General features: G+C 57.8%; 32 protein-coding genes, 3 tRNA genes and 2 pseudogenes. 2 read left to right on the plus strand and 35 right to left on the minus strand.

Annotated elements, in window-relative coordinates; all coding sequences use genetic code 11:
• Positions 1-6: 6 nt before the first annotated feature.
• On the minus strand, positions 7-1308 hold the full coding sequence (locus tag ACU4E7_RS01355) for a DUF2213 domain-containing protein (protein ID WP_447020367.1): 1302 nt from the start codon (positions 1306-1308) through the stop codon (positions 7-9).
• Between the two features lie 17 nt (positions 1309-1325).
• Positions 1326-1508 (minus strand): hypothetical protein, encoded by a 183-nt coding sequence (locus ACU4E7_RS01360; protein ID WP_447020368.1) that lies wholly within the window; start codon positions 1506-1508, stop codon positions 1326-1328.
• 70 nt (positions 1509-1578) lie between these two features.
• Between ACU4E7_RS01360 and ACU4E7_RS01365 the strand changes: the two genes are divergently transcribed.
• The gene (locus ACU4E7_RS01365) at positions 1579-1863 is read left to right on the plus strand and encodes a hypothetical protein (protein WP_447020369.1); all 285 of its coding nucleotides are present in this window, start codon (positions 1579-1581) and stop codon (positions 1861-1863) included.
• A gap of 718 nt (positions 1864-2581) precedes the next feature.
• On the opposite strand, the gene ACU4E7_RS01370 is transcribed toward ACU4E7_RS01365, so the two are convergent.
• The 31 genes and pseudogenes from ACU4E7_RS01370 to ACU4E7_RS01520 all read right to left on the minus strand — a co-directional run bounded on the left by ACU4E7_RS01370 (position 2582) and on the right by ACU4E7_RS01520 (position 22984).
• The gene (locus tag ACU4E7_RS01370) at positions 2582-3376 is read right to left on the minus strand and encodes a phage head morphogenesis protein (protein ID WP_447020370.1); all 795 of its coding nucleotides are present in this window, start codon (positions 3374-3376) and stop codon (positions 2582-2584) included.
• A complete protein-coding gene (locus tag ACU4E7_RS01375) occupies positions 3373-5940 on the minus strand; it encodes a DUF1073 domain-containing protein (RefSeq protein ID WP_447020371.1) in 2568 nt (855 codons plus the stop codon). The genes ACU4E7_RS01370 and ACU4E7_RS01375 overlap by 4 nt, the downstream gene beginning before the upstream one ends.
• Positions 5937-6131 (minus strand): hypothetical protein, encoded by a 195-nt coding sequence (locus ACU4E7_RS01380; protein WP_447021698.1) that lies wholly within the window; start codon positions 6129-6131, stop codon positions 5937-5939. The genes ACU4E7_RS01375 and ACU4E7_RS01380 overlap by 4 nt, the downstream gene beginning before the upstream one ends.
• Entirely contained in the window at positions 6091-6768 is a 678-nt protein-coding gene (locus ACU4E7_RS01385) for an HNH endonuclease signature motif containing protein (RefSeq protein WP_447021699.1), read from the minus strand. Before ACU4E7_RS01385 ends, ACU4E7_RS01380 begins: the two co-directional genes overlap by 41 nt.
• A gap of 140 nt (positions 6769-6908) precedes the next feature.
• A pseudogene (gene terL / locus ACU4E7_RS01390) lies at positions 6909-8213 on the minus strand (phage terminase large subunit); the annotation flags it as partial.
• A 160-nt stretch (positions 8214-8373) separates the two neighbouring features.
• Entirely contained in the window at positions 8374-8982 is a 609-nt protein-coding gene (locus ACU4E7_RS01395; RefSeq protein ID WP_447020372.1) for a hypothetical protein, read from the minus strand.
• A 148-nt stretch (positions 8983-9130) separates the two neighbouring features.
• Positions 9131-9313, minus strand: coding sequence for a hypothetical protein (locus ACU4E7_RS01400; RefSeq protein ID WP_447020373.1), 183 nt, complete (start codon positions 9311-9313; stop codon positions 9131-9133).
• Between the two features lie 362 nt (positions 9314-9675).
• A tRNA-Thr gene (locus tag ACU4E7_RS01405) sits at positions 9676-9751 on the minus strand.
• A 4-nt stretch (positions 9752-9755) separates the two neighbouring features.
• Positions 9756-9843 (minus strand) — tRNA-Ser (locus ACU4E7_RS01410).
• Positions 9844-10308: 465 nt separating this feature from the next.
• Positions 10309-10384: transfer RNA gene (locus tag ACU4E7_RS01415), tRNA-Ile, on the minus strand.
• 233 nt (positions 10385-10617) lie between these two features.
• The gene (locus ACU4E7_RS01420; protein ID WP_447020374.1) at positions 10618-11010 is read right to left on the minus strand and encodes a hypothetical protein; all 393 of its coding nucleotides are present in this window, start codon (positions 11008-11010) and stop codon (positions 10618-10620) included.
• A 168-nt stretch (positions 11011-11178) separates the two neighbouring features.
• Positions 11179-11664 (minus strand): hypothetical protein, encoded by a 486-nt coding sequence (locus ACU4E7_RS01425; protein ID WP_447020375.1) that lies wholly within the window; start codon positions 11662-11664, stop codon positions 11179-11181.
• On the minus strand, positions 11661-11873 hold the full coding sequence (locus ACU4E7_RS01430; protein WP_447020376.1) for a hypothetical protein: 213 nt from the start codon (positions 11871-11873) through the stop codon (positions 11661-11663). Before ACU4E7_RS01430 ends, ACU4E7_RS01425 begins: the two co-directional genes overlap by 4 nt.
• Entirely contained in the window at positions 11873-12466 is a 594-nt protein-coding gene (locus tag ACU4E7_RS01435; RefSeq protein WP_447020377.1) for a hypothetical protein, read from the minus strand. Before ACU4E7_RS01435 ends, ACU4E7_RS01430 begins: the two co-directional genes overlap by 1 nt.
• Positions 12456-12923 (minus strand): hypothetical protein, encoded by a 468-nt coding sequence (locus ACU4E7_RS01440; RefSeq protein WP_447020378.1) that lies wholly within the window; start codon positions 12921-12923, stop codon positions 12456-12458. Before ACU4E7_RS01440 ends, ACU4E7_RS01435 begins: the two co-directional genes overlap by 11 nt.
• Positions 12911-13255: a hypothetical protein gene (locus ACU4E7_RS01445; protein WP_447020379.1), complete on the minus strand. Its 345-nt coding sequence runs from the start codon at positions 13253-13255 to the stop codon at positions 12911-12913. Before ACU4E7_RS01445 ends, ACU4E7_RS01440 begins: the two co-directional genes overlap by 13 nt.
• Positions 13218-13544 (minus strand): hypothetical protein, encoded by a 327-nt coding sequence (locus ACU4E7_RS01450; RefSeq protein ID WP_447020380.1) that lies wholly within the window; start codon positions 13542-13544, stop codon positions 13218-13220. The genes ACU4E7_RS01445 and ACU4E7_RS01450 overlap by 38 nt, the downstream gene beginning before the upstream one ends.
• 18 nt (positions 13545-13562) lie before the next feature.
• Positions 13563-14048 (minus strand): single-stranded DNA-binding protein, encoded by a 486-nt coding sequence (ssb, locus tag ACU4E7_RS01455; protein WP_447020381.1) that lies wholly within the window; start codon positions 14046-14048, stop codon positions 13563-13565.
• The gene (locus tag ACU4E7_RS01460) at positions 14032-14538 is read right to left on the minus strand and encodes an HNH endonuclease signature motif containing protein (RefSeq protein WP_447020382.1); all 507 of its coding nucleotides are present in this window, start codon (positions 14536-14538) and stop codon (positions 14032-14034) included. Before ACU4E7_RS01460 ends, ssb begins: the two co-directional genes overlap by 17 nt.
• Before the next feature lie 19 nt (positions 14539-14557).
• Positions 14558-14668, minus strand: a pseudogene (locus tag ACU4E7_RS01465) (single-stranded DNA-binding protein); the annotation flags it as partial.
• 9 nt (positions 14669-14677) lie between these two features.
• Positions 14678-15706, minus strand: a complete 1029-nt coding sequence (locus ACU4E7_RS01470; RefSeq protein ID WP_447020383.1) for a DUF1376 domain-containing protein — start codon at positions 15704-15706, stop codon at positions 14678-14680.
• A 325-nt stretch (positions 15707-16031) separates the two neighbouring features.
• Entirely contained in the window at positions 16032-17432 is a 1401-nt protein-coding gene (locus tag ACU4E7_RS01475; RefSeq protein WP_447020384.1) for a replicative DNA helicase, read from the minus strand.
• 1 nt (position 17433) lies between these two features.
• The gene (locus tag ACU4E7_RS01480; RefSeq protein WP_447020385.1) at positions 17434-17649 is read right to left on the minus strand and encodes a hypothetical protein; all 216 of its coding nucleotides are present in this window, start codon (positions 17647-17649) and stop codon (positions 17434-17436) included.
• Complete coding sequence (locus tag ACU4E7_RS01485) at positions 17646-18983, minus strand: DUF4942 domain-containing protein (RefSeq protein ID WP_447020386.1); 1338 nt, start codon at positions 18981-18983, stop codon at positions 17646-17648. Before ACU4E7_RS01485 ends, ACU4E7_RS01480 begins: the two co-directional genes overlap by 4 nt.
• Positions 18980-19201 carry a hypothetical protein gene (locus tag ACU4E7_RS01490; RefSeq protein ID WP_447020387.1) on the minus strand — a complete coding sequence of 74 codons (222 nt, stop codon included), beginning with the start codon at positions 19199-19201 and terminating at the stop codon, positions 18980-18982. The genes ACU4E7_RS01485 and ACU4E7_RS01490 overlap by 4 nt, the downstream gene beginning before the upstream one ends.
• Positions 19198-19665, minus strand: a complete 468-nt coding sequence (locus tag ACU4E7_RS01495; protein WP_447020388.1) for a helix-turn-helix domain-containing protein — start codon at positions 19663-19665, stop codon at positions 19198-19200. The genes ACU4E7_RS01490 and ACU4E7_RS01495 overlap by 4 nt, the downstream gene beginning before the upstream one ends.
• Before the next feature lie 111 nt (positions 19666-19776).
• Positions 19777-20274 (minus strand): hypothetical protein, encoded by a 498-nt coding sequence (locus ACU4E7_RS01500; protein ID WP_447020389.1) that lies wholly within the window; start codon positions 20272-20274, stop codon positions 19777-19779.
• Positions 20274-20681 (minus strand): RusA family crossover junction endodeoxyribonuclease, encoded by a 408-nt coding sequence (locus ACU4E7_RS01505; protein WP_447020390.1) that lies wholly within the window; start codon positions 20679-20681, stop codon positions 20274-20276. Before ACU4E7_RS01505 ends, ACU4E7_RS01500 begins: the two co-directional genes overlap by 1 nt.
• Positions 20681-21562 (minus strand): ParB/RepB/Spo0J family partition protein, encoded by an 882-nt coding sequence (locus ACU4E7_RS01510; protein ID WP_447020391.1) that lies wholly within the window; start codon positions 21560-21562, stop codon positions 20681-20683. Before ACU4E7_RS01510 ends, ACU4E7_RS01505 begins: the two co-directional genes overlap by 1 nt.
• Positions 21562-22539: a hypothetical protein gene (locus ACU4E7_RS01515; RefSeq protein ID WP_447020392.1), complete on the minus strand. Its 978-nt coding sequence runs from the start codon at positions 22537-22539 to the stop codon at positions 21562-21564. Before ACU4E7_RS01515 ends, ACU4E7_RS01510 begins: the two co-directional genes overlap by 1 nt.
• Before the next feature lie 64 nt (positions 22540-22603).
• Positions 22604-22984, minus strand: a complete 381-nt coding sequence (locus ACU4E7_RS01520) for a hypothetical protein (protein ID WP_447020393.1) — start codon at positions 22982-22984, stop codon at positions 22604-22606.
• A gap of 57 nt (positions 22985-23041) precedes the next feature.
• On the opposite strand from ACU4E7_RS01520, the gene ACU4E7_RS01525 reads away from it, so the two are divergent.
• Positions 23042-23557 (plus strand): hypothetical protein, encoded by a 516-nt coding sequence (locus tag ACU4E7_RS01525; protein ID WP_447020394.1) that lies wholly within the window; start codon positions 23042-23044, stop codon positions 23555-23557.
• 5 nt (positions 23558-23562) lie between these two features.
• Here the strand turns inward: ACU4E7_RS01525 and ACU4E7_RS01530 are convergent, their stop codons facing one another.
• Entirely contained in the window at positions 23563-23715 is a 153-nt protein-coding gene (locus tag ACU4E7_RS01530; protein WP_447020395.1) for a hypothetical protein, read from the minus strand.
• 106 nt (positions 23716-23821) lie between these two features.
• Positions 23822-24079, minus strand: a complete 258-nt coding sequence (locus ACU4E7_RS01535; protein WP_447020396.1) for a hypothetical protein — start codon at positions 24077-24079, stop codon at positions 23822-23824.
• Between the last annotated feature and the right edge of the window lie 40 nt (positions 24080-24119).

Consider the following 24119-nt stretch of genomic DNA (forward strand, 5'->3'; position numbering starts at 1 on the left):
ATCTCCTCAGGCGATGCGGATGCGGCCGGCGTCAGCGAACCGGTCAGTGAAGCCCTTGGCGGACGCAGCGTCCTGGGCAATGGCAGGCTTGCGAGAGCCAGGCTTGGGCTGATGGGCGAGGAGCACCGGGAAAGCCGAGGGATGGACATTGGTCACATCCACACCGAGCATTTCGAGCGCGGTCTTATAGACATTGTCCGCGCTGTCCTGAGCGATGGCGAGTTCACCCACGTAGGGGCGGATCGCCTTCTCAGCTTCGCGGATGGCGCGCCCACGATCGTCTGCGGCCTTCACAGCGGCGGCAATCGCCGCGTCCATGGCGGGCTTGTCCACCTTCTCTTCCTCCTCAGTGTCTTCGTCGAGGGCCGGCGGGGCTTCAGCAGCCTCCGCCTTGGTCAGCTTGGAAACCGCCTCGATCAGCGCATCGACCTTCGCGGTGAGGGCGGAGATCGGGTCCACCGGATCGGCGTCCTTCGCCGGATCGATGAGAAGCGGGGCTTCCTCAGTCGGGTCCATGTTGTCCAGGCCGTCCAGGACACCCGGAAGGTCTTCAAGGTCAGCGTCCTGCGCCAGCTTCCCGGAGACGCGCTTGGTGATCTCGGAAATGATGGAGGGCTTCTTGGACAGGTAGTTCTTGGAAGTCACACCAGCAAATACCGGAGTGAGATCAATCTTCGCATCAGCCGCCAGCTTCGGCGCAAGGCACGCATGTGCGGCCCCCTGCAGTAGCACGGCTTTCCGCGACAGTACGGTCTTGGCCATATTCAGTTTCTCCTTGGAGTCGCCGACGACAACGTCCGGCCCGGCGCGGCCACTCGGAACCAAAGCGAGATGATTTCCCACGATGTCCCGCATTACACCGTCGAAATGCTCCCCATTTACTTCACCGGGGGTCATGTCGGCTCGGTATCGGTATCCACACGACAGCTCTTTCTGAGCATCGCTTTCGACGCCTTCGATGGCATCGCGGGCCCAGATGACGAGCGTGTTTTTGAGGTATGGTCCCTCAAAGACCGCATCAGTTCCTGTCGATCCAACCACCAGATCCGGCTGGTGATCATTCGCCGTCACAGGAACATGGCGCGTCAAAATCTGCAGATTATTGAATGTATCTGCGGCCTTCTCCAGCTCTTCCGGATCGCGGTAAAGCTGATAGATCTTGTTCGCATCCAGCCCGAGGCCTTCCCAATTCGGGATCTCATCACCTCGATATGGACAGATGTTGGCCTTGCTGATGGGCGTCAGATCCACATGCAAACGCCCATCGCGGTCATAATCGCGAATGGACGCCTTATCGAATGCGAGCATGGGAACCGCCATCATGATCAGCGGAACCGGCAGCCGCTGCCACGCAGGTGGGCTTCGAGCTTGGCGTAGGCGCCGCCCACTTCATTCAGGAAGGCCTCGACCTTCACGGTAAGGGCATCCACCTTGGCCGCCAATTCGGTGTTGGTCGGTTCAGTGGTCGCAGTTGTGCTTTCCGCAGTCTGGGCGGTTTCGTCAGCCATGATGTGCCTTTCAGGTGTTGAGGCGCGTGCGTTGCCGCGCTACCGTCTCCCCGGCGCGCGAGGAGGACGGATGCAGGACCCTAATGATGGATTGCCGGACCTACCGCCGGAGGACCTCATTGAATTGCTCAGAGAAGCCGCTCAAGAAGAGACAGACGATCTGAACGAAGGCATCCCAGAGACAGCCTTCAAGCTAGGCCTCGCGAGAAAGCACCGCATTGAAGATGCCCTGCAATGGGGCGCTGCGAACTGCATCGAGCGGCTCCTGAAGCGCATCGAGGAACTGAAAGCTGAAATCAGTCGCCTCCGTCAGGAATCAGCGACGGTAGGTGCGCGTCGTTTGCCTCTGGCCTGAAGTGGGTCAGATAAGGCTCTTTCTATAGTCCACCCCATTCGGATACGGGCATGAAGAGCGGCTAAAGATAGCCAATCAGGCCTTGGTATCAGGCTTATTGGGGTCTCTGTCCCGAGGTATTTTACAGAAACACTGACCCTTCTGTTGGCCATCTGATCCCGTGGCGTTGCCCATCGGCAATTCCCCGGCTCATATCCGCGAGAATTATCCAATCTATCTATTGAATATTCCGACCCCGGCCTCATCCCCATGTCGCGCAAAAACGACTGGAAACTATTTTTCCAATCGCTGCAAACGGTGATTCCGCGCGCTCCATAGTCCTTGTACCTAGGGTGCGACGCTCGATAGCATCGAGCGTTCATCCCAGACCAAACTCTATATTCCGCCGTACGCTGCCCCTTCCGGGCCGCCCCATGAGATACTTTCGCACGAGAAAGTTCGCGATTTAGGCATCCGCAACTTTCTGACGTTGCTCCGCGAAGTGCAGCGCACAGTACATCCCTCTGGACCCCGCACTCGCAGATACAGGGGGCTACGCGTCGTGGCTTCCCTGCCGTTGGGACAGATCGTGATGGGCCGACGACAGTCCACCGCCCAAACCTATCGCCAATATTAATATCGCCATGTAAGCTGTGCGCAGCCATTTCGATCCTCGCATGATCGTTGTGGTTAGAGCCGTCGCAGGTGTTACCAGCACCTCGGCGGCTCGTTCATTCTATCACTCTTCCGGCACGATTACATCGCAAAAGCACCGGCAATTCGGAAGCTGTCCTGCGTGACCTGTCATCCCATCCAGAGTCGGCGGGTTGTTCCAGGCAACAAACTGTCCGTTCATCTTCTGGTGGGAGTCTCGAACATCCGTGTCACCGGCTGTCCTCCACCAATAGCCCGGCGAGCCGATGTATTCCGCCCGCGCCCGCGTCAATTCGGTCGCCGTGCGGCTCACCTCAGTCCTGGCGATCAGCATCGCCCGGCTCTCCGCGACCTCACCTGACCGCATGATCTCCTTGGCGATCTGCGCCGGCCGAGTACCCTGAACAATCCCCTCCAGGGTGAGCTTGCGGACTCGCTCCGCGGCTTCCCTTGGGATGGACGTGATTAGGGCCGTCTGAGCTTCCAGGCGCTCGCGCATCACCTGTCCAGTGGGGGCCTCTGCTATTTCCTTGCGCAGAGCCCGACCCATTTTTCTCGAGACATCGAACCACGAGGATTCGTCCCGCGCCGCGACCTCCTTCACCATTCGGTCTGCAACAGCATACGACCAGTCATCCAACTGCTGGGCATAGCGGTTGAGGGCCGTCTCGATCTGTGCCGTCAGGCTGGGGTCGATCGGATCGTCAGGACTGGAGGGCGTAGGGTTGAAGGCGTCCACGATGGACTGGATGTGGACTGCGACCTTGCGGAGGACCTTCGCATAGCGCCTCTCCGCCGCCTTGGATCTCTTGAATGACTTCTGCTCTGCGGAGCGATTTGAGGCCTTATCGAAGGCAAGCATCAGGGCCTGAAGCGTCACGACGCCCTGACCTTTTTATATTGATCAAGATCCATAGCGACCGCCCCGTCTGGTGTAATCACCCCAGAGGCACTGGTCGCCCCGAGCAGCCACTCGACCCACTTGTCGTTGTCATACGCCGCAGCGCTATCAACAATATTCTCTGGGGCAAAGTTCTGAGAAACCTTCTCCCACGCCTCTTCCGGATCTTCCGGTAGCCATTCCTGATCCGGGAAATCACCATCATCAAATGATTCAATGAACTTTTCTTTCAGCGTCAACATGTCGTCTGTATCTGTTGACGTGAAATCAAGTATTCTTGCATCATCATTCGGCTTTATGTACCAAATGCTACCGTCTTTACCTGCATATTGACGGGCAACGTCTGTCGAATAAGACATCTGCGTAACATACCCAGTCGACAGCGAATCTGAGCGGCCACGGCCATGAATAGCCCATCCATCTGGGACCTCATTGTTGGCCAACGCGGCAGCAGCCTCCTCTTTTGAAGGAACCCCATCGCTCCACGACCTACTGGGTGTCCAGTTATGATCGATTATATCATCATCATTCTGCGCAGGCTCAGGTAGATCCCGGGGCGTCTCCTTAACTGAGATCCCAATGTTGGAATACCCGAGATCCGAAGCCCCCCTGATAACTGCTTCTGCTAGATCTGAGCGCTCTTTCACTATTTTCTGAGCAACTTCCTTTAGATTCTGCTCCCCACCCGCGTCTTCAGCATCGGCCAGCTTAAAGTAGACATCAGATGGCTTGAGATCCGCGTATTCCCCACCGACTCCCTGACCGGAGCCAGCGGCGAACTTCCCGTCATCATCGCGCGGATGGTCCTCTTCCTTGAAGCCCTCGTCTTGGGCGCCACCAAAGGGAAGATTGCCTTCTTCACCTCCAGGCACGGAATGGTCAGGCTCCGGCGGTTCGGGCGCGAGCTTCGCCTCGACCACATCAACTTCCGTGATTGACGTCCATACCCCCGTCGCCAGGCTGAGCTTGCGCAGCTCCTCCATCGCGATAGGAGTGTCCACCAACCCGGAGCCCTCAGCCTGGACGATCGCACCCGTGATCCCGGCGGCGATGGTCGCCTTTTCGACAGGTGTCAGGCGGTCACCTGGGGCGGCCTCCACATCGATGTTGTCATAGATCGAGTCGTCATCAGAGGCGATGCGCTGACGCTCTTCCTCAGGTGAAATGACCTTTCCGGCGATCAGCACCTGTCCGGTTTCGGCATTGGTCTTGCGGATCTGAGCGGCCTCAAGCTCGGACACATCGCCAAGCGGCTCCCAAGAAAACGTGATGGAGGTGTCAACCTCGCCAAAAAGAGACAGCTGGATAAACCCAAGCACCGTCCTCAGCGGCTCGCTGAGCATCTTTTCCTGGAGGGCATTGATCCAGGTGTAGAAGCACTCCAGTTCTCCCTCAGAACTCGCATTGAGCCCCGCCGGCTGAATACCCAGAAGCTTCACCAGTGGGATGCCACTTACAGACGCCATATGCTCTTGTGTCTGTGCCTGCAGGGCGTCCAGTGTTGCAAGACTGGTGGAGACGTTGGCGAAATCTTCCATCTCCTTGTCAGTGATCATCAGACCACGGTTGTCGCGGATGTTGTTGAAGAAGTCCGCCCGTTTGAAAAGCTGGTCTCCGTTCGGATCGACCTGCAGCTTCTCATCAAGATTCGTCTTCAGAACGAACACTGAGAAGGACGAGATCAGGTCAGCAACCGACTGTCTCGTTCTAAGCCAGTTGTCCACATACGGCTTCGCCATCTGCGACAGGGACAGGCCGCCGAATGAATAGGCCGGCTTCAGAAGGTCAGGCACTTCACGCCCAATGATGGTCAAAAGGCGAGTGGAGTGCACCTCCTTGCCCTGCACCAGCCACGTCGTGGGGTGGAACCAGTCCGGGCGGAGGGGATCGAAGGAATTATAATCGTTGGGGTAGCACCAAACCGCTTCAACAGATTTCAGGCGTCGGAAGGAGTTCCTTGGCACCTTCTGCTGGCTAGCGCTGTTCCACCCATCGCCAACAGACTGGCGAAGCTCTTCCCGATCATCTGTCACACCAAAGTCGAGATAGATGTGACCACGCCCGAAGAATCCATCCTGCTCAACTGCCTCACGGAACACGTCCCTCACATGGAGGCGGTCCATCGCGGTTTCGATGGCCTTGATCTTTTCGGACTTGTCGTCATCCCCATCGTGGGAGAGCTTCACCCACTTCCGGGTCATCTCCATCGCGAGGATCTCGGAGATGCGCCGATACTCAGGGCGTTGGGCAAGCTCAGAGAGGACAGGATACCCGAGGAACCCCGTGACACCAGTCTGTTGCGTCAGGCCACCAAGAGCCCATGCCATGGTATCGGAAAAAGAACTATCCATCGCCATCGCAGGCGCGACACTCTTCGGTGGCTTATACGGCTCGAAGATGTTCGGCACGCCCTGCGCCCGCTTCATGCGCGACCGGGCTAACGCTGCATCACCAATGACAGCGCGTCCCTGAGCCCTCTTCGCTTTTTGCTTCTCGTAATATCGGCGGTTCCGTTCCCGGCGCTTCTCTTGGGCCTCAGTCACAGGCGAAAGCCTCGCGACCGCTCAAGGGCGGCATCAGGAATGACCAGCTGTGGCGCACCACACATATCGGTGATTGCATCCATCATCGGGTCGCAATTGTGAACGAGGATGCCATTCGCATAAAACTCATGGCATCCATCGACTGTGAGATTATAGACTGGAACGCATATTCCTAGATCGTAGGCGCGCACCGCACTTACGAGAACATGTCTGTGCGCGAGATAAGCCGAGGAACTGAATTCCGCATTCCACGCAATGCTTCTGCTTTCGGTCTCGGCCTTCTTTCCTTTTGACAGTGGCGCGGCATTTCCCGGAACAGAAGCGCTTACCGTCCTGGCGCTGGCTACCGATCTTTTTTGATGTGAACCCGACACCACACTCACTACACGTGAAATCCATCGGGATACGGGAGCTCCAAGACTCTCTTGCCTGATTAGCGTGCCATTCTCTCCCCTCTTTGGTTGAGTGCCACGCAGCAGCAAGATCCCGTATTTCTGCCATGTGCTTATGTACGGCCGTAGAATTCCTCCACGTCCCTTCCGCAGCATGAATTCTTTTGTGCTCATCTCCGCTGATGCACTCCAGATTTTCAATGCTGTTATTGAGGGTGTCGCCGTCGATGTGGTGAATTTGGAACCCGCTAGATATGGGACCAAAATGTTGCTTCCAAATCTCTCGGTGAAGGGCCTCAACCCCTCCAGCAGCATCGCTCCCACCCGGCGTATAGTACCGCCTATGTGTTGCATGCTTAGATTTTGGATACCGGCGGAAAGTGACGCCGTTAAGGACGATTGACTCAACGTGGTCTGTTGGGAGTGTTCTTGGCATACGACAGCATATCCAGCCCCGACCAAGCTATCAAGACGAACAAACCCAGCGCCATCAACCCACACTGGGTGGGAATGCGTCCCAGTCAGGCTCCTGCCATCGGAGAATTCAACCCTCATGACCGGCGCGGATTGGTTCGTGATCCCAGACCAAAGAACCTTTCGATACCCGCTCCTGGTGAGCACAAGGTCGCCGACGCTTATGCGTTCAATAGGTACGTCCCCATTGGACGTTTTAACCACAGTTCCTGAAACGAGGCACTGGTCATCGTGTGAGCCATCAGGGAAGGACAGAACTTCACTCATGAAATCCTTCCTCCATGGGGCTGTTTTCGGAATGCTCACCAGCCCGGATGCAATAGACGGGACAACGTCCAGCGCGCGGGTGTACTTGTCTCTGTCTCGTTCGATCGGGGAGACGGGGATCGCCTTGCGCTTCAGCGCCTGGATCAAACCCGTTCCTGAAACCTTGTCCTCAATGCCCATCTTGCGGAGGTGACCCCAGCGGTCCCTATCCATTTTGGACGCCTCGCCCCACAATCGGATGGCCGTAGCCTCAAGCTCCGGGGCTTCGAACCGCCCCCGTGTCAGACCGAGCAGGTAGGCCTTCCCGTCAAATCCCTGTCCCCAATGCTCGAAGACGCTGTAGTCGTTCCGTTCCTTCGTCTTCTGAGCTGTGTCCACGTAGATGGCGCGCCACTTGATCCGCGGCGGCTCGTCGTGCTCCAGAAACCACTCGGACTTGAACAGATTGCCGCCGGCTACGATAGGGTTCTGCTGGTACAGCGCCTGCCAATTCGCCTCCGTCATCAACGCCTTGCGCTGAAGCAGAAACTCTCGGCTCTTGTGCTCCGGGAACAGGGGGTCTCCGGCCTTTCTGTTAGGCTCGTCTACCTCCGCTATTGCAGGATACCGAAGAACCTTAAGGCGGGGCTCCCGTTCAATCAGCCTCCCAATAGGGTCATCAATGTGCCAACGTGTCAGGATGACCAATAGCCCCGCATGCTCAGAGAAGCGCGTGAAGAAGTCGTCCATGAGCCAATCCCAGGTCTTGTCTCGGATCGTCTCGCTGTTTGCCTCTTCTCGCCCCTTGATCGGGTCATCAATGACCCCGAGATCCAGGCCTTCACCTGTGATCGCACCTCGAACCGTCGTGTTCCTGAAATATCCATCCCGGTCTACGAATTCCAGGATTTCACGATTTCTCAAGTGATGACCTGAAATGGTCACCACATTCGACGAATTGATTTTCGTCCCAGAAAATAACCGCTTGTACTTCTCACCATCGAATATCCGCTGAAGCCTCAGGTTGGCCCGGACTCCAAGGCGTTCTGAGAAGCTCGCATAAATGCACCGCAGGTCAGGATCGTGGCCAACCAGCCAGGAAATGAACTCCAGGACCTGGAACGACTTCCCGTGCTGAGGCGGGGCCTGAATGACCAGCATGGGCGACGTCCCGGACAGGAGATCGTCCTTGAACTGCTGCAAGTGCCCCGCGACCTCCCTCTGCCACCATCCAATCTTGATCTTCGGCGTCAGGTACTGCCGATAAGCCCAAAACTTTTGCCGCGCCTCATGAACAGCGAGCTGCTCAAGCAGGTCCAGGTCATTCGTCGAAAATTCGTGTAGGGAGGCCACGTTCCTTCAAGCGCTCCCGGATCTCGTCTGTGGTCATAGCGGCGACCTCGATCACACCACCAGATTTACCGGTGTGCTCGATCTTCACCGCTTCGTCGTCAAGGTTGTGGGCCTGTCGCTCCAATGGGATCAGGCGGGATGTGACGCGGGACAGCTTCTCCAGCAAATCCCCGGGGCTTTCTTTCTCGCCCATGAATGGGCCGTCCGGTTCCCCGCCATCAAGGTAAACTGCAAGCCGGCCAGAGATGATCCGCTTCAGCGCATGGAGCTGCTGGAGGTCTCTCCGATGGGACAGCTGGACCTCGACACCAACCCACTTCGCCGTCTCGACAATCTCGGCATCTGTCGCACGTTGCTCTTGCGAACTCGCTTGCGAACCTGTGGCGCGAACCACCTCCTCGCGCACCGCCTTGCGAACCTTTTCGGCAAGGTCTCGCTTCCAGCCTCTGGCCTTCGCTTCCTTCCGAATGGCCGTATCACTGACGCCGTGCTTCCGGCCTATCTCTCGAATGGAAAGCGAGCCAGCCCTATAGTCTCGCTCAATCGCTTCCCAGTCTGTCCTTTGCCGGCCTGTCATTCTGCCTTCGCCAATGCGCCCTTGATTTTCTCAGCCACTTCACCGGCAGCTGCCAGTGCATCTGATGCAGCCCGCTTCACATCGCCCTTCATCGCGGCTCTGGCGGCTTCAGAAAGCGCTCGTCTGGCTTTGATGCAGCGGAGGCAGGTCACTGGAATACCCCTGTCGGCTCCTCATCCTCATTCACAGTGAAAAGTTCCGGCGCCAGATCCATAGCCACTTCCATGAGCTGTGCCGAGAACTCTACATTGTTCAGGCTCATCACCTTCTGAGCCTGCGAGAGGAACGCCAGGAAGGCGGCACGGCGCTCAAGGTCATTGAGTTCGTTCACAGGTGGCCTCAGTGAGAGAGTGGCATTCTCGGCAGACGGGGATGAGGTTCTCTTCCAGGAACATCAGGGCCTCGTCCCCATTGTGAGCGATGTAGTGGTCCACCAAGGTCGCGGTGGCACCGCACTTGGCGCAGGTCCTATGGCTCATCAGGAACCGGTCCAGGGCCGGTACGTCCTTCCGCCGCTCAAGCACTGGTGAATCTACCCTTCGCATCTCGCTTCGGCTTCTTGGCCGCCGGGGCGCTCTCCTCAGGAGGAGACGGGACTATGGCGGGGCCCGGCTCCCAGCCCAACACCGCAGACATCAGCCCGACGCAGGTCACCCACGCGCCAATCCACATGAGCATCGGAATATGCCTTCTTGGTGCCGCCGGCAGGCATCGAACCCGCGACATCCGCATTACAGGTGCGGCGCTCTGCCATCTGAGCTACAGCGGCGAACTGGCGGAGAGAGTAGGATTCGAACCCACGGGCGGTTGCCCGCCTCCAGTTTTCAAGACTGGCGCCTTAAGCCGCTCGGCCACCTCTCCTACTTCCGCAGGTCCTTCGGGGCTGCATCAGCCCAGAATTGGCGCCCGTCCTTCGGGCCATTCCACCGGTTGCCGAAGCCTTTCGGGTGCGGCGGGTCCTGCCCTACACCTAGAGCGGCGCGGGTTGCCCTACGCTCTCTTCGGTGTTCGAACGCCTTGAACGCCCGCTCACTGACGGCAATCGCAATCCCGAAGATCGGCGTATGTCGAAATGAGCGTGACATAGTGGCACCTGTTCTCGCTGCGCCCTCCGGGTCGTTGCCACCTGCCGAGATGTTTGCGCGACCGCGAGCGGAGACGGTCCAGGGCACGTACCGCGAAATGGTTGCAGGGGCCCGAGTTGCACGGGCTATCTCCTGGGTATGAACCAGGCGAGATACTGTTTCTCCACCCTGCGAAATGGTCCCGGATGCTCAAGCGCCGGGTCGCCTGCGAAATCTGACCGTTCCGAGGGCATCCTCGATATGGTTGCGGAGGCGGGAATCGAACCCGCTCATCATACGGTTATGAGCCGTCAGCCGTCCCACTTGGCTACTCCGCGAAACTCGAGGTCGGCAAAGGTGGTATCAGCACCACCGGCTTGCACCGTCCGTCCCCAATCTCCGTAGCTTCCCGGAGTTCCATCGCGGGGCCACGCCGCGCCGTCTACTCATCCGCTCCACAAGCCCATATCGCGAGGCTGGCTTCAACACGAACTTTCGCTCAGGGATAACGCACCCAACAGGGCAATCCTACAACGGCGCAAAGCGCCTAGCTTCGATTTCTGTAGTACAGTCACCGAGCCTGCGTGTCAACGGGGATCACAAACAATTCCGCCAGCGCCTGCAGCCCGATCTTTAGGTTATCCACACTCCTCACAGGCTTATCCTCAATGCACACGTCACGCACCTCTCGGGCCACGCTCGTGCCTGCATCTGCCAATACTGTCCGTGACCGCATTTCAAGGTTGGAGATGCGCTTGACTCTGTCCGGGTCCGGCTCAGAGTGCAGAGAAAGCCCGTGCACTGCACCAAAGTCCATCGCCTTCGGGAATGGGCTGGGGAAGCCGAGAAGCCGCCGGTGGTCATGCACCAAGCGCATGTACTCGAACCCAGCCCGGTGAAGCTGTGGCGTGATCACCTGACGCAGGTACATGCGGCCCAGCTCGTATTCCGCTTCGGGCTGCATTGCGAGGCTCGGAGGCAAGAGCTTCTCACGCTGCGACCGAACAGTCGCAAGGATACTCACCACCGTTTCCCCGCGAGGATCTCGGCTAGAGTGCACCGGCTGCCCACTGGGATAGCGCTGCACTGCCTTTGCCTTCCGTCCAGGTCGCGCCATGCTGCCCCTCTATGCTCACGCCGCCTTTGCCTTCAACAGGCCGGTGTAGTAGCCCTGAGACTGTAGGGAAGAAAGCATCCTCCCCGCCTGTTTCTGCGCAGACCTCATGACTTTCTCTGACTCCGCCCCATGAGAGATCGATTCGACGAATGCCATGAGTGATTTGGCTATCGCGCTTCCCGCATTATAGACGAGACAGTCGCCGTCAACCAATGCCTGGACGACGAAAAAGACGATTAAGCCTATTTTCTCGACTTCAGCGCCATTGTGGATAACTCGGTCTAGAGTAAGACGGAGCATTCTTTCGACGCGGCGCTTGATCTTCACGCCACCATCTAGACCACCATGCAGGGCGATCACCTCATCCTCTGCGATGGATAGAAGGCGCATCGTCTCGATATACTCCGGCCCCTTGTCCTCTACTCCATCCCTGAGGACAGACATGATCGAGGCAATGGGCCATAGGAGTTCAGAGGCTTGGCGATCTGTGAGCGCAGTCACCCTTCCATCGAAGGGACTACCCGCATCGCCTCAATTCTCAAGCACTTGCGCAGCGTCTCCATATCCACAAGGGAGGTGTCCCACACCAGCACCCCGCCGCCTATTTCATCGCTCCAATAGCGGTGTCCACCGACACCATTCGGCTCACGGAAGATCGTATATCCGCACTCAGTTTTACCTACTTCATCCAAACGGATGCGGTCACACATCACTCACCTCCCTGTGTGGGGTGGAGGGCGGCGCGGGCCGCCGCCATTTTCTTATCAATGAACCTTCTGTAATCGTCGCCATAATATGGCATTAACTCCATAACGGCGCACTCAATTATTGCGTATGCTTTTCTAATTCTGTCGTTCTCCACTAGCATTCCAGATACTGCGGTGATAGTAGATGCATCTACCAGGGTCCGCATCCTCTCGTTCTCCGCCTTGAGCGCGTCACGCTCGCGCTCTGCGGCTTCGGCCCGCTCTTTCATCACCAAAACAACATCTCGGAATGCCCCGGACGGTAGTCCCAAAGCCTCAAGTGCAGATGCCCCCACATTCTCCTGCCTGAGCCTCTTGATCTCTTCCACCTGCACCTCAGCTCGCACGCGCTCTTCTGCCCATTTACGGTAATTGATCTCGCTCATGTCGCGCGCGATTTCAACCTCGCGCATAAGCTGCTTTGCAGCCGCTTCATGTTCCGCAGTCACATCGTCGATATAGGATGCCTGCGCTTCGAGCGTGGCAGCGGCGTCATCGCATTGCGCGTGGTTCATCGCCCGCAGCCGCTCCACAAGATCCCTTACGTCAGCGTTCATCGTTGGTCCCCTTCTCGCCATTGTTCTGATCCGGAAGCCCCACCCTATCCCGCTCTTTCACGAGGTATTGCAGGTGCTCTTTGATGTAGCTCTGTGGAATCGCTTCCAATTGGTCCACCGCATGAGCATCAACCCATCGCCCGTCATTTCCTCCGAATGGGAAATACCTGACGGTGTATCCATAGTCAGGTCTTGCACTGAGCACGATGCACGGATCCTGATCTCCGCCAGGGTAGGCATAAGACCACCACGCGATAGTGCCGGCTGGAAGAACTCCCGTCACCTCGTGCCGCTTCACCTTCCGTTCAGCAAGCGCTCTCGCATCTCGTTCGGCGGCATAAAGTTGTGTGAGCCCGTGCTTCTCCGCCTCCAACAAGGACACCCTTGCTTCCAGGCTCCGAATGCGGGCCTTCAGGGCAGCCTCAGAGTCGGTAGGCACGTGGGTCAGGATCGACATGCGATCTTCTCCCTCACCAAGAGCACCGCCGCAGCCGCGTAGACGATCACACCAAGCATCTCTCGTTCAGCTTCATGAAGCTGCCCTCTGTCCGCCATTCCGCAGGCCTCCTGAGCCTTCTTCATCACCTGCCCAGCGGGGAAGCCCAACCCAACCATGCGGCTCGTCTCCATGATGGGCTGCCGGTCAAATGGACGCCCGTTGGCATGGCGCTCCCTGCCCTTTCCGGAGGAGGCTTGATCGAAGGCCTGCCGAAGGATTTCCTCCAGTGAGGAATAGCCCAAATCCTTCACCTCACTCACCGGCGGTGAACCCATCGTCGAGAACGGCATTGACCAGATCTCCGTTGATTACGCATTCGAGGATTCTCGACCCCAGTACCTGAGGGGATAGCCCCCTCTCTTCGGCATCTGCCTCGAGAAGCACAGCAACATCAGGCGGCAGATCGAACCGCATTTTCGGCCAACGCATCACCGGCGGAATGCGCCCCTCCTTACGGAGTCTACTCAGTGTGACGGCCACAGAACCGACAGTTGATCGCCCATCCAGCCGGCGGGCGATCTCCCTATATCCAAGTCCGAACGAGGCGAGGCGCTCAATCTCCGCAGCGATCGTGCTCATTTTGCACCTTCAGGTCCGTCAGAACGGGATGAAATCGTCGAAATCATCAGATCGATTATGAGAGCCTGTAGAAGCCCGTTCTTCGCTCCGACCTTGCCGAGTAGCTTCACGACCACGATCGCCCGTCAGCGGCTCCCCCTGTCCATCTGACGCACTATCCCGCCCATCCAAGAGCACCAGCTCCCCACGGAACGGACGCAAGACGATCTCCGTCGAGTACACGTCCCGTCCATCCTTCTCGTACTTCCGGGTCTCCAACTGCCCTTCCAGGTAGACCTTGGAGCCCTTCTTCAGAAATCGCTCAGCAACGCCAACGAGGTTTTCGTTGTAGATCGTGACCGAGTGCCATTCAGTCCGTTCGCGCTTCTCGCCCGATGATTTTTCCCGCCACACCGAAGATGTAGCGACCGAAAGATTGGCGACCCTGCCACCATTCCCAAAAGACCTAACTTCCGGGTCTCGCCCCAGATTTCCGACGATAATCACTTTATTCACGGAAGCCATTTAGCTCTCCAATCGAAATCATGGTCGCCTTATTTGGACAGTTTTTTAGCCAATAAGCGACGGTCCCAGAGCCAAGCCCAAGTGCCCTTTCTGCGGCTTTCTGGCTTTCATATTCCACACCCAATACCCGGACCCTATTGGATTGTCTCGGGCGTGGATTTGGCTTTCCGTATTTCGGGCTATTGACCCCGGACGGCATCAATCCGCGGGCAGATGCCTCTTCCATATTTTCACGGTGCGTTCCCACCCTCAGATGATCTGGGTTTACACAGTTTTTGACATCGCAACTATGAAGGATCTCCATTCCCTCCGGAATCGGGCCCTTGTACAGCTCGTAAGCAAACCTATGCGCGGAGATCGTTCGCCCAAATGATTTTATGGCGCCATACCCGTTCGGGTATTTATGTCCAACCCAAAGCCAACACCCTGTTGCTTTGTCAACAACATATCCCCGCAGAAACCTTAAGAAGGGGGCTTCAGCAGTTGGCATAAGTACACCTCACAATCGTAGTTGTGGCAATACGCAGATTACACACTCTTCCTCCCGATTGGAAGCTGCGAACCTCAGGATCGCGGCCCAAATTTCCGATCAGCATTACACGGTTAACCGATCCAGCCATTGATTTCTCCTATGCGACAATTCGGGGTTTCGGACGGTACATGTCGATCCACTCTTGCGGGGCGAGGCACCCCGGGTCACCCGGTGGAGGCCCACACATCCAGTCCACCCACTCGCGGCAGCGGTAGAACGTCTCCACCTTCGGCTTCCACCAGCCCAAGTCGCGGGTTTCCGGGTCTGGCATTCCAAGGCGCTTCCGTTTTTCGGCGTGCGTCTCTCCCGGGGGCTCCTGGCGCACAACGAGCGGCTCTCCAGCGGCATGGCGAGCCTTCATCGCGTCTTGGATGGCCCCAACAAAAAAAGACCAGGACCTCGGCTTTGCTCCGGACCTCGCCCTTGCCCGGATGACCGGGAGGATATCCACCTCCAAGTCGGCGCCCGCATCCATGAGCCCCGTTATCGGCCCGATGACGGACAGATTTGGGGACGGGTCGTTTTCGAGTCCTGCGGCGGCACGCAGTCTGTCCTCCAACGCCAGCACCCAGGATCGGTCACGTTTCGGCGCAGCCGGGACAGCACCCGCGCCTGCGGAAGCTGCGCTAGCAGCTTCTTTCCCTTCCCTTCCCTTCCCTTCGGGGGCCTGTAACAGCTCTGTGACAGTCTCTGTGACAGTCTCTGTAACAGAATCGCTGCATTGATTTTTAACGGTTTTCTTCGCACGATCAGACCGCGCCTTGCGTGCGGCAGCGGTTCTCAGTTGTGCTACCTTGATCTTGTTCGCAGCTTCTGCGGCGACCTCCAAAATAACAGGATGATATAGCCTCCCGTCGTGCTCCTCCCATCCACACAGGACTTCCGACTTGACCGTAGCCCAATCATCGGGCGCGCACTCTGCGGCGTCGGCAAGCACATCGTCATCATTTTCGATGGAGCCCGCCGGAAGCTCATGCCACGCCCGCATCCACAAATTCATGAGATAAAACCCTAGCGCAGGATTTTTTTTGCATCTCAGCCAGGATCTTGATTTTTTAAGCCGTTCGACGTGCAGCGGCATGTATGGCACGCACCTGACGTCGAAGCACTCAGGTGTATCGCTCATTGCTTGGAATCCTTACCTCCGACGACCCTCAGAGAGGGAGGGGAACAAGGGGCGATTGGCGCGTGGCTTGCCGACACGCCTGGGCAATGGGCTCTAATCTCATGACCATGCACTAAGCGACGGATGATTTTCAGAGCGGATTTGATTTGTTTGTCCGTCAGCGCGCCACGATTCATTCTGTAAGAGAAAAGGGATGCGATAAAACCTATGTCACGATCATCTTGGTCCATCACCAAAATAGCCCATCGGAGCCACTCCGCCCAGTCGTCGGAGTCTGGTGGGCTAAACCCATCCTTTCTATCTGCGAATGCCACCCATTCCATGCTCACCTCCCGAGGTTACGAATGGCGTTGGCGCCGATGTCACAGAACACCGTGCAAATCTGGATCGGTCCCTGACGCTGCTTGGCGATGGCGATCTCCATCGTGTTGCGAACCGCGTCTAATCGGTTCAGCCTCTCACCTTCAGATGCGGCGTCGGTGCACTTCTTTCGATCCAGGTAATATTCTTCCCGATATACGAACATCACCACATCCGCGTCCTGCTCCAGGGCGCCTGAATCGCGGAGGTCGGAGAGCTGGGGCCGCTTGTCCTCGCGAGCCTCATTGCCTCTATTAAGCTGGCACATCACCATGACTGCAAGGTCGAGGTCCTTCGCCATGGCCTTTAATGCACCGGAAATCTCGGTCACTTCATTGACGCGGTTGCCGGCATAGCGGTCAGACGACGCAACGAGACCGACGTGATCTACGATCACCACATCAAGCGATTTCCCATCAGCCTCAAGACGAGACTTCAGCTTTCTGGATCTGGCTACGATCTGCCCGACTGTCAGCCCAGGCTGGGGGTCAATGTGCAGTGAAATCTCGTCCAAATGCAGCGCAGCTCTGCCGAGTTCTTCGCACTGTTCGTCAGAGACATTCCCTGCCTTGATGTCCATGTAGCTCAAGGGCCTACGGTTATCATAGGCCAACGATGCAAGAGCCCTGTCCGTCATCATGTCGGCGGACATTTCCAAAGCGAAAAAGGCGACCCCGTATCCCGCCTCTGCGGCGTTGAGAGCGAAAGCCACGCCGACTGCGCTCTTCCCCATGGACGGACGCCCACCGACCAGGATCATCTGGCCCTTCCACATGCCGAGCGTTGCATGGTCCAAATCCACCAGCCCATATGGGACACCCATCTGAGGTTTGCCCATGCGCTTCGCTTCCATCATCCGATCGAAGGAAATCTTCGCAGCCTCACCGGCCGACATGGATTGAGACGACCGTGAAGTGTTCACTGAGACGATCGCATCCAGCCGCTCAATGCATAGACGAGCCACCTCTTCAGGGGACGAAACCTCAGGACGCGCAACATGGTTGCGAATGTCATCGGCCACGTCAGCCATGCGCCGGAAGTCCGCAGACTGCCTCACTACAGAGGCATAATCCCGGCAATTGACGACAGTTGTCGCTTCGGCTGCGAGCTTCGCAACATATCGGCCAACCGTGAATTCAGGCAGTATCTCCACCTTGGCATCGGAGCCAAGCGCTGAAATTGCCAGCTTATAATCAAGCGCTTGACCATTCTGCCTGGCTTTAGAGAAAACCTCCCAAAGCCTCTGGTGAATCGGCTCCTTGAAGTCAGATGCCGCGACACGACCATCAACAGCATCAAATGCTGCGCTATTCATCAGCACCGCACCGATCAGGGATTGTTCAGCGACAATGGTCGGGTTATCCACCTCAGCGCTCCCCAAAGTCGCGGAAAATCACATTTGATTGGCGGGCTTCTGAGGAAAGAAAGAGGTCGTAGAATTCATTTTTCGCCCGGCCGGCGGCGATCCCATCTTGCAGGCGCTTTGTGCGCTGAAAAACGGCATCAAGCGCGAGAAACCGGCTATACCGATCCTGCATGATCTCATCAGCCACAGATTCCATATCGATGACATCCGCGCTCATTGCGCCTCCCTCCTCATGGTCAGCACAGTGGTGTTGATGTTGGTTCCGCTCTCGGAAAAGCTGCCCACCGGGAGGTCGTTCCAACTTCCATCCAAGAGGCCATGGTCATAGCGGGCCGTCACGGGGAGGACCGCCGTCAGCACCCCGCCAGGCTTCAAGAATCGCAACGCGTGTGCAACGTGTTTGGCATAGTGGCGACCGGCGAATGGCGGATTCATAACGACGCGGTCGAAGTCACCTGTGGGCTCGGTCTCGAGGAAGTTCGAGAGGAGCACGTTGTGGCCCTTGGCTCTGCACTGCGCCGCCCGGCCGGGATCGACTTCAATGCCGAAGGGTCGCGCTCCCAGCTCGCGCAAGGCATCCATAAACCGGCCACACCCGCAGGACGGTTCCAGCACCCGCTCCTCGGACTTGATGTAGAGATCCCCCAGCACGCGCTCCACCACAGCGAGGGGCGTCGGATAATACTGCAGGTCCTTGGCGACCGCGGTCCCGGCCCGCGGCGCGGCCGGGCGCTCTTCAGCAGCGTCGGGGAGCACATCGCCGTAGAACTCAGCTAATGCCCGGTTCACGTCGCGCATAGCCTCCGGACCGAAGAATAGGTGCCCGCGCCCGTTCTTGTAGGTCTTCAGCCAGACTCCGCGGCCGATCACCTGGGCCTCAGCCTCATATTTGCTCGCCGGCAAGATGCCGTCTGTCACCAGGGCATTGCCATCCTTCAGGAGCCCAGACAATTCACGATGAGTCAGAAGAGGTTTGCCCTGGAATGCGGCGAGAGCGTTCAGGATGTCGCGCACGCGCTCCAGTCCGTAGCAATGCGTGTATTCGCTGAAGCCCCCGATGATGACACGCTTTGGCAGCCCTGATACACCTATCTTGACCTTCTCATGAGATTTGAAAGCTGGGTCTAGGTCCGCGAATTGCTCAGCAAGGCCGCGCAGAATAGAGCCCCACGGGTCCATGATGTAGGAGCCGAACCGGTCGCGGATGTTGTCGACCGTGAACGCTGGTGGGTCCTCGAACATCTGCTCAATGCGTTTCTTGTCCGCGGCAGATGCAAAGTTCTCCAAGGCATAGAGCTTATAGGTGTGTCGCCATGCCGACCGGAGTAGCATTGCCTGCATGTCACGCCCATCCAATCGCCCGGCGTCAAATGGCCTGTTTCCCCAAGTCCCGCCGATGGTACTGGCCATCTTCACCTCTTCTTGCGCGACCTGGAATGCTGCGAGCGCCGCCGGCATAGCTGCGACCTTGGCATCGTATTCAGCGACCAGATCAGAGGGCTTGCGCCTGCCTGTTGTCACCTCTCCGCCAGTGAGGATATGAGCAGTCATTCCGCCGCCTCCGCCCGCCGCGCTTCGTCTTTCTCCGCCACTCGGTATAGTGTCGTCGCCGCATCCTTCAGGACAGCAAGACGGGCCTCCCTGCGCTTGATCTCCACAGGGTCTAAGCCGCCCTTTCCGATCTCCTTATTCGAGAGGATTGCGAGATGGTCCCGGCGCTCCATAAAGGACAGCTCCACTTCTTCTGCTTGGTGGCGATAGGTGCTCATATCTCCCCCCGCAATTCGCGCTCAATGGAGTAAGCCGCTTTCCGAAGGTCCTCGTCTGAATCGATCAGCCGACCGATTTTCTTCAATCCATGTAGTATTGTTGTGTGGTCTCTATGAGCAAACGCCCTTCCAATTTCTGGTATTGATTTTGTCGTCAACTTTCTCGCGAGGTGGTAGGCAACTTGTCGAGCAACGACGATTTCCCGCTCTCGCCTCTGACTGAGGATGTCCTCCACAGAGACCATGGTGTAGTTCGATGTCTCTGCGATTATTCGCGAGATCGACACGCCGCATGACGTGGCGAGCCATTGGCGCCTACCATCATTCAATTCAAGGACATCTAGGTCCAGCGGGAACACGATGTTGATATGCCGTATCCACGCCTTCACATGTTCCCCGGCTGGGTCGACAGCGTAGAAAACCGCGTTCCGGCATCTTTCGTACATATCGACATGCGCCCTCATGTCCTCTGTTATGCGACACCTGGATCTCAGTGTTCCTTGGGGTTGGTCTATTCCGAGGCGAATCCGCCGATCTCTTACGGAATCAATGTATGAAGAGTTCATCTCCGGTCCTCAAAAGTGAGAGCCAGTGACAGAGAACGGAATAGCGCCGGTCATCCGCATTGGGACAGACCGATCATGTTGTGAAGGGCGAACGCTTTCGATGCCTTGATGGTGCTTCCTAAGAGCCTCTGCAAGAGGATCGGAAATGACCTTGATCGTCTTCACACCATCCAGGTCGTCATAGGCGCCGATGCGCTCAGCTCGGCTGCTGCATGAGGATGGGCTGCGGACGTAACCAGCATCCGCGACCGCCTTCGACATATCTGTCGGGCCAAGTCGCTGTAACACGCAGGTGATAAGGATCTGGTCAAGCTCTGGTGTCCACATGCCAGAACGATTGCGTCGCTCATACAAGAGCCGAAGAGAGGATCGTCGGCTAGAGACGCTACCCATGGTCCTAGAGAACCCGGCATCGTTTAAGGACCGGGCGATCTCTCGGTCAGAAAGACCGACCTTGAATCCCTTCGTCACGATCTGGTCTTCATCAACCGTCCACAGTTCAGACATCACACGGCTCCATAGATGGTGATGATCAATGCCGGTGCCTCGTGGTATATCTTGCTCACAACGGCCTTGATCACTTGCTTGTCGTCAACGAAAACCACCTGATTTAGGGCATCCGTGGTCTTCATGATGTTGTCCAGGTCCGGCTTCTTCGTCGGCTTCAACTCACCCGACAGGGCCTGCTCACGGCGTTTCTTCGACCAGGACTCGGGGATTGGAACCCTGGCCTCTATCTCCATCACCACCGGTCCATCCATGGGCTTCCTGCGCCCCATGGCGTCCATCGCAGCAATACGCAGAGCAGCCTCGTAGTTCTGTGTCTTCGCATCCGTGTAGGTGCGGCCATTTCCAAAGCGTGGGCGGCCTTTGCCGCGTGGCTCTCCGGACAGGGTGATGGTGATGGCATCCATCACGACCACCTGCTATTCGCTCGGTCCATCGTCGCGACACCTGCGCCTGTCTCATTGATGAAGGCATCAGCGACAGCTTTCGCCCCAGCCGTGTACAGAGATGACTTGAGCCACTCCCATTCTGACGGGGGGCACCACTCAGCCAGACGCGATGCGATGTTCCGCGCCGCCTCAATCTTCAGCTCGCGGTCAATGCCAGATGGACCAGCTGCGTCGTATTCCCGGACAGACCGGATCTCACCCGACTTCACTTTCGAGATCGCATCAGCCCGCTTGTCTGGGTCCAGCCTCACGAGGGCGTCGAGTTCAACACCCTTATCCAAGGATGTCCCAGCGATGTCCTTTAAGGTCTCTCCCAGCGCTTCGCCGCGAGCGGCATCTCGCTGGATTGTGCGTTTGTTTAGGCCAGTTGCCTGTGCGGTCGCGTCAGAAAATGCAGACGACAAATTGTCGTCTGCATTCCAGCGACCGATGGCACCCGCGACGCCATGCCTCGCCTCCGGGTGCAGCGCCTCATAGATCTCCTTGCGCCGCGCGACCTGATAGGATTTCTGCGCTGGGCTGAGCTCAGCCCGACACAGGTTCTCGTCGATCATGACAAGCTCTGCCCGCAGATCGTCATCGTTTCGGACGACACAAGGAATGGTGTCCCACTGGAGGACGGTTGAACATGCCTCGTATCGGTGGTTGCCTGCGAGGATTTCCCACGCCTCGATTTCCCTGCCCATCCTCATCTTCATCGCGCGCCGGACGATGATGGGGTTGAGAAGGCCGATGCTTTCCACGCTCGCGGCGATGGCTTCCACCTTCTTCTGATCAACTGGTCGGGATTCGACATGCGGATAGATCTCCGCGATAGGCAGGTCGATGACTTCGGACATCAGCTCTTCTTTCCGATGGGAGTTCCCGCAATGCGGAAGTTGGCCTGAATTCCAGGCCGGATCGCCGTCAGATCTCGCCCCGCATAGAAGGCGTTCCAGCAGATCGCCGCCGGCCACGCAGTGGAGGTAGCATCGCCGCTCTTCACAGAATATTCGACCAGGGATCGAACGTAGCTGTGGCGCGGGTCACCTTTGGACAGACCGTCATTATTGGCGACACTGCGCCAGAACTTGTCCGCAAGGACGGGGTGATACCGGAAGGCCGTCAGCGCCACGGCGCAGGCGCCTTGAGCCCGCAGGCGCTTCTTGATCAAGAGGGAACCGCCGGAGATGGCGTCTTCCCAGGCGATGACTTCGCGTTGGTAGGCCTTGCAGGCTTCCATGCGCCGGTCGATCACCCGCGTGAAGAGCACATCACGCGCGCTACCATTGAAATCGAAATTGGAGATTAGGAGCGGAACGGCACGCCACAACGCTTCAGCAGCGGTGGGCTTAACGCCAATCAGCGCAGCGAGGTCGGAGGCGCCAAGGATATTGGCATTCGACCGCACCCTTAGGTTCGTGTCGAAGGTGTAATAGAATTCGGCCACTTCTTCAGCCGTCTGACAGACGTGGACGACGATGGTCCATTCGATGGGAACATTCGCCAGCGCCTGAGCCGTGAGCCGGTGGTGTCCATTGAGGATGATGTATTTGCCATCGAAAAGGGCGAAGTCGATCTTGTCCTTTTCCCGCCACTGGCGCCGCTTCATCAGATCGGCCAGGACACGGATGTGCTCCTTGCCGCCAGCGGTGAGGTCCCGCTTTTGATGCTCATAGCGGCACATCTTGATCAGCGCAGCCGCTTGCGATGCCGTGAGGGTCACGAATCCATTGCAGAGCACTGAAGCAGGATGAAATTCCTTTTCAGTGAACAGGCCCGCCAGAGAGGTAAGAGACCTCTTTTTATTCTGCTTAGCTTCGTTTACATTCAACATCGTGGTGCCTCCAGCGGCCTCGTCTTGCGGTTACATGCAGGCGGGGCCGCATCCGCCGGCCGCATTAGTCGGTCAGCTTAGCCTTCGCCGCTTCCACCAAAGCCGTAGCCTCCAGTAGATCAGCGTCAGAAGTCCCGGCGATCGCTTCGGTGATTGCGATTTCGTGCTCAAGGCGCGCCACCTGCCGCTTGCATTCATTGAGGTACGCTTCACGCATCTGCTCATAGATCCCGCGAATACGCTGCGGGCACTTGGGGCGACGCCACTTCAATGCGAAAAATGTGCTGTACGGGACGCCGTTGCGCTGCGCCACGCGGTGCCGTGCGTTGTCCGTGTCCCCAGGGCCGCGTGACTCCCGCGAGACCATCCACTCCGCCCATCCGGCGGCACGCTCAAGGTACGCGTCGCTCATTCCTTCACGCTCCGCAGAGGATTTCTTCAGCATCGCAGAGGCCACCTGTGTTCATCTGTCGATGTTCACAGGGTGACTTCGGAGACAGTCATGTTGCAGATCACGGACGACTTAGGTGGATGCGCCGTGATGCTGCTGGATAGAGGCGCAGCCCAGGGTGGAACCTGGGGCCGCGAAGTTGGCCGGGAGGAAGCCGGCGGGGAGAACTGGCAGCCGTTGGGCGCCCTGGCAGGCGCTGCCATCGACAGACTGAGGATCAAACGGATGGAACTGAAGGCGCTCACAGCCTTTGTTGAAGGCCGCGTCTATGCCGATGCGTACCGACAGCTGGTCATGCTCGTGCTGGCACGCGAGCCCCATCTGAAAGGGACGATCCAAGAGATTGAGCAGGATGCGCTGGCACGCGTCGCCGCTCTCTCGTCCATGCCCATTGAAGGGGCTGGGGAGATTGAGAACATCATGGAAACCGTGCGCAGCAATGTCGCTGCGACGTGGAATGTCTCGGTGCGCACTGTTGCCCCGCGCACTGAGGCTGTAGCCCCTGGCGGCGTCACCAACGTCGCGCCTGTACGCCGCCGGGGGCGCCCTTCTCTCGCTGCGGAGTGAGCCCATTAGGCGCTCCACACGATGCGGCCGGACATGTCCAGCACAGACACAAATGTGCCCGTGGCGTCAGCGATCTGCTTCGCATGCACGTCATTGAAGCAGTGGAAGTAGATCGTGCTTCCGTCAGCACGGATGAAGGTGTACCGGGGCATGTTCATGCTGCGCCTCCATCAATGATGGTGAAGCTCTGCTTGGCAGGATGACCACACAGTCGCGCATGGCTAGGGATAGTGCCGTGAAGGCGGCAATATAGGCGCGCACACATCACGCCACCTCGCCTTGAGCGGCCGGGGCGGGTCTCCGAATGTCATTCGGCCACGGAATGTCTTCCGGCCAATTGACCGCGAACCACCCCATCACCTCGTCATAGGTCCGCGCTGTGAAGCTCTTCCCCTCGACGATCCGGTCGAAGAAACGCCAGTCTCCGGCTGCGAGCCGGCCAACTGTCGATATCTTGATGTTCCGCGCCTCTGCATACGCTTCGGCGCATGATCTCAGGTCGTATCGAAGCTCATTCTCCATGCGTCGGAAAATAGTCGGATTTTTCCTGCTCTGTCAATCG

The sequence above is a fragment of the Xanthobacter sp. ZOL 2024 genome (genome assembly GCF_052932325.1).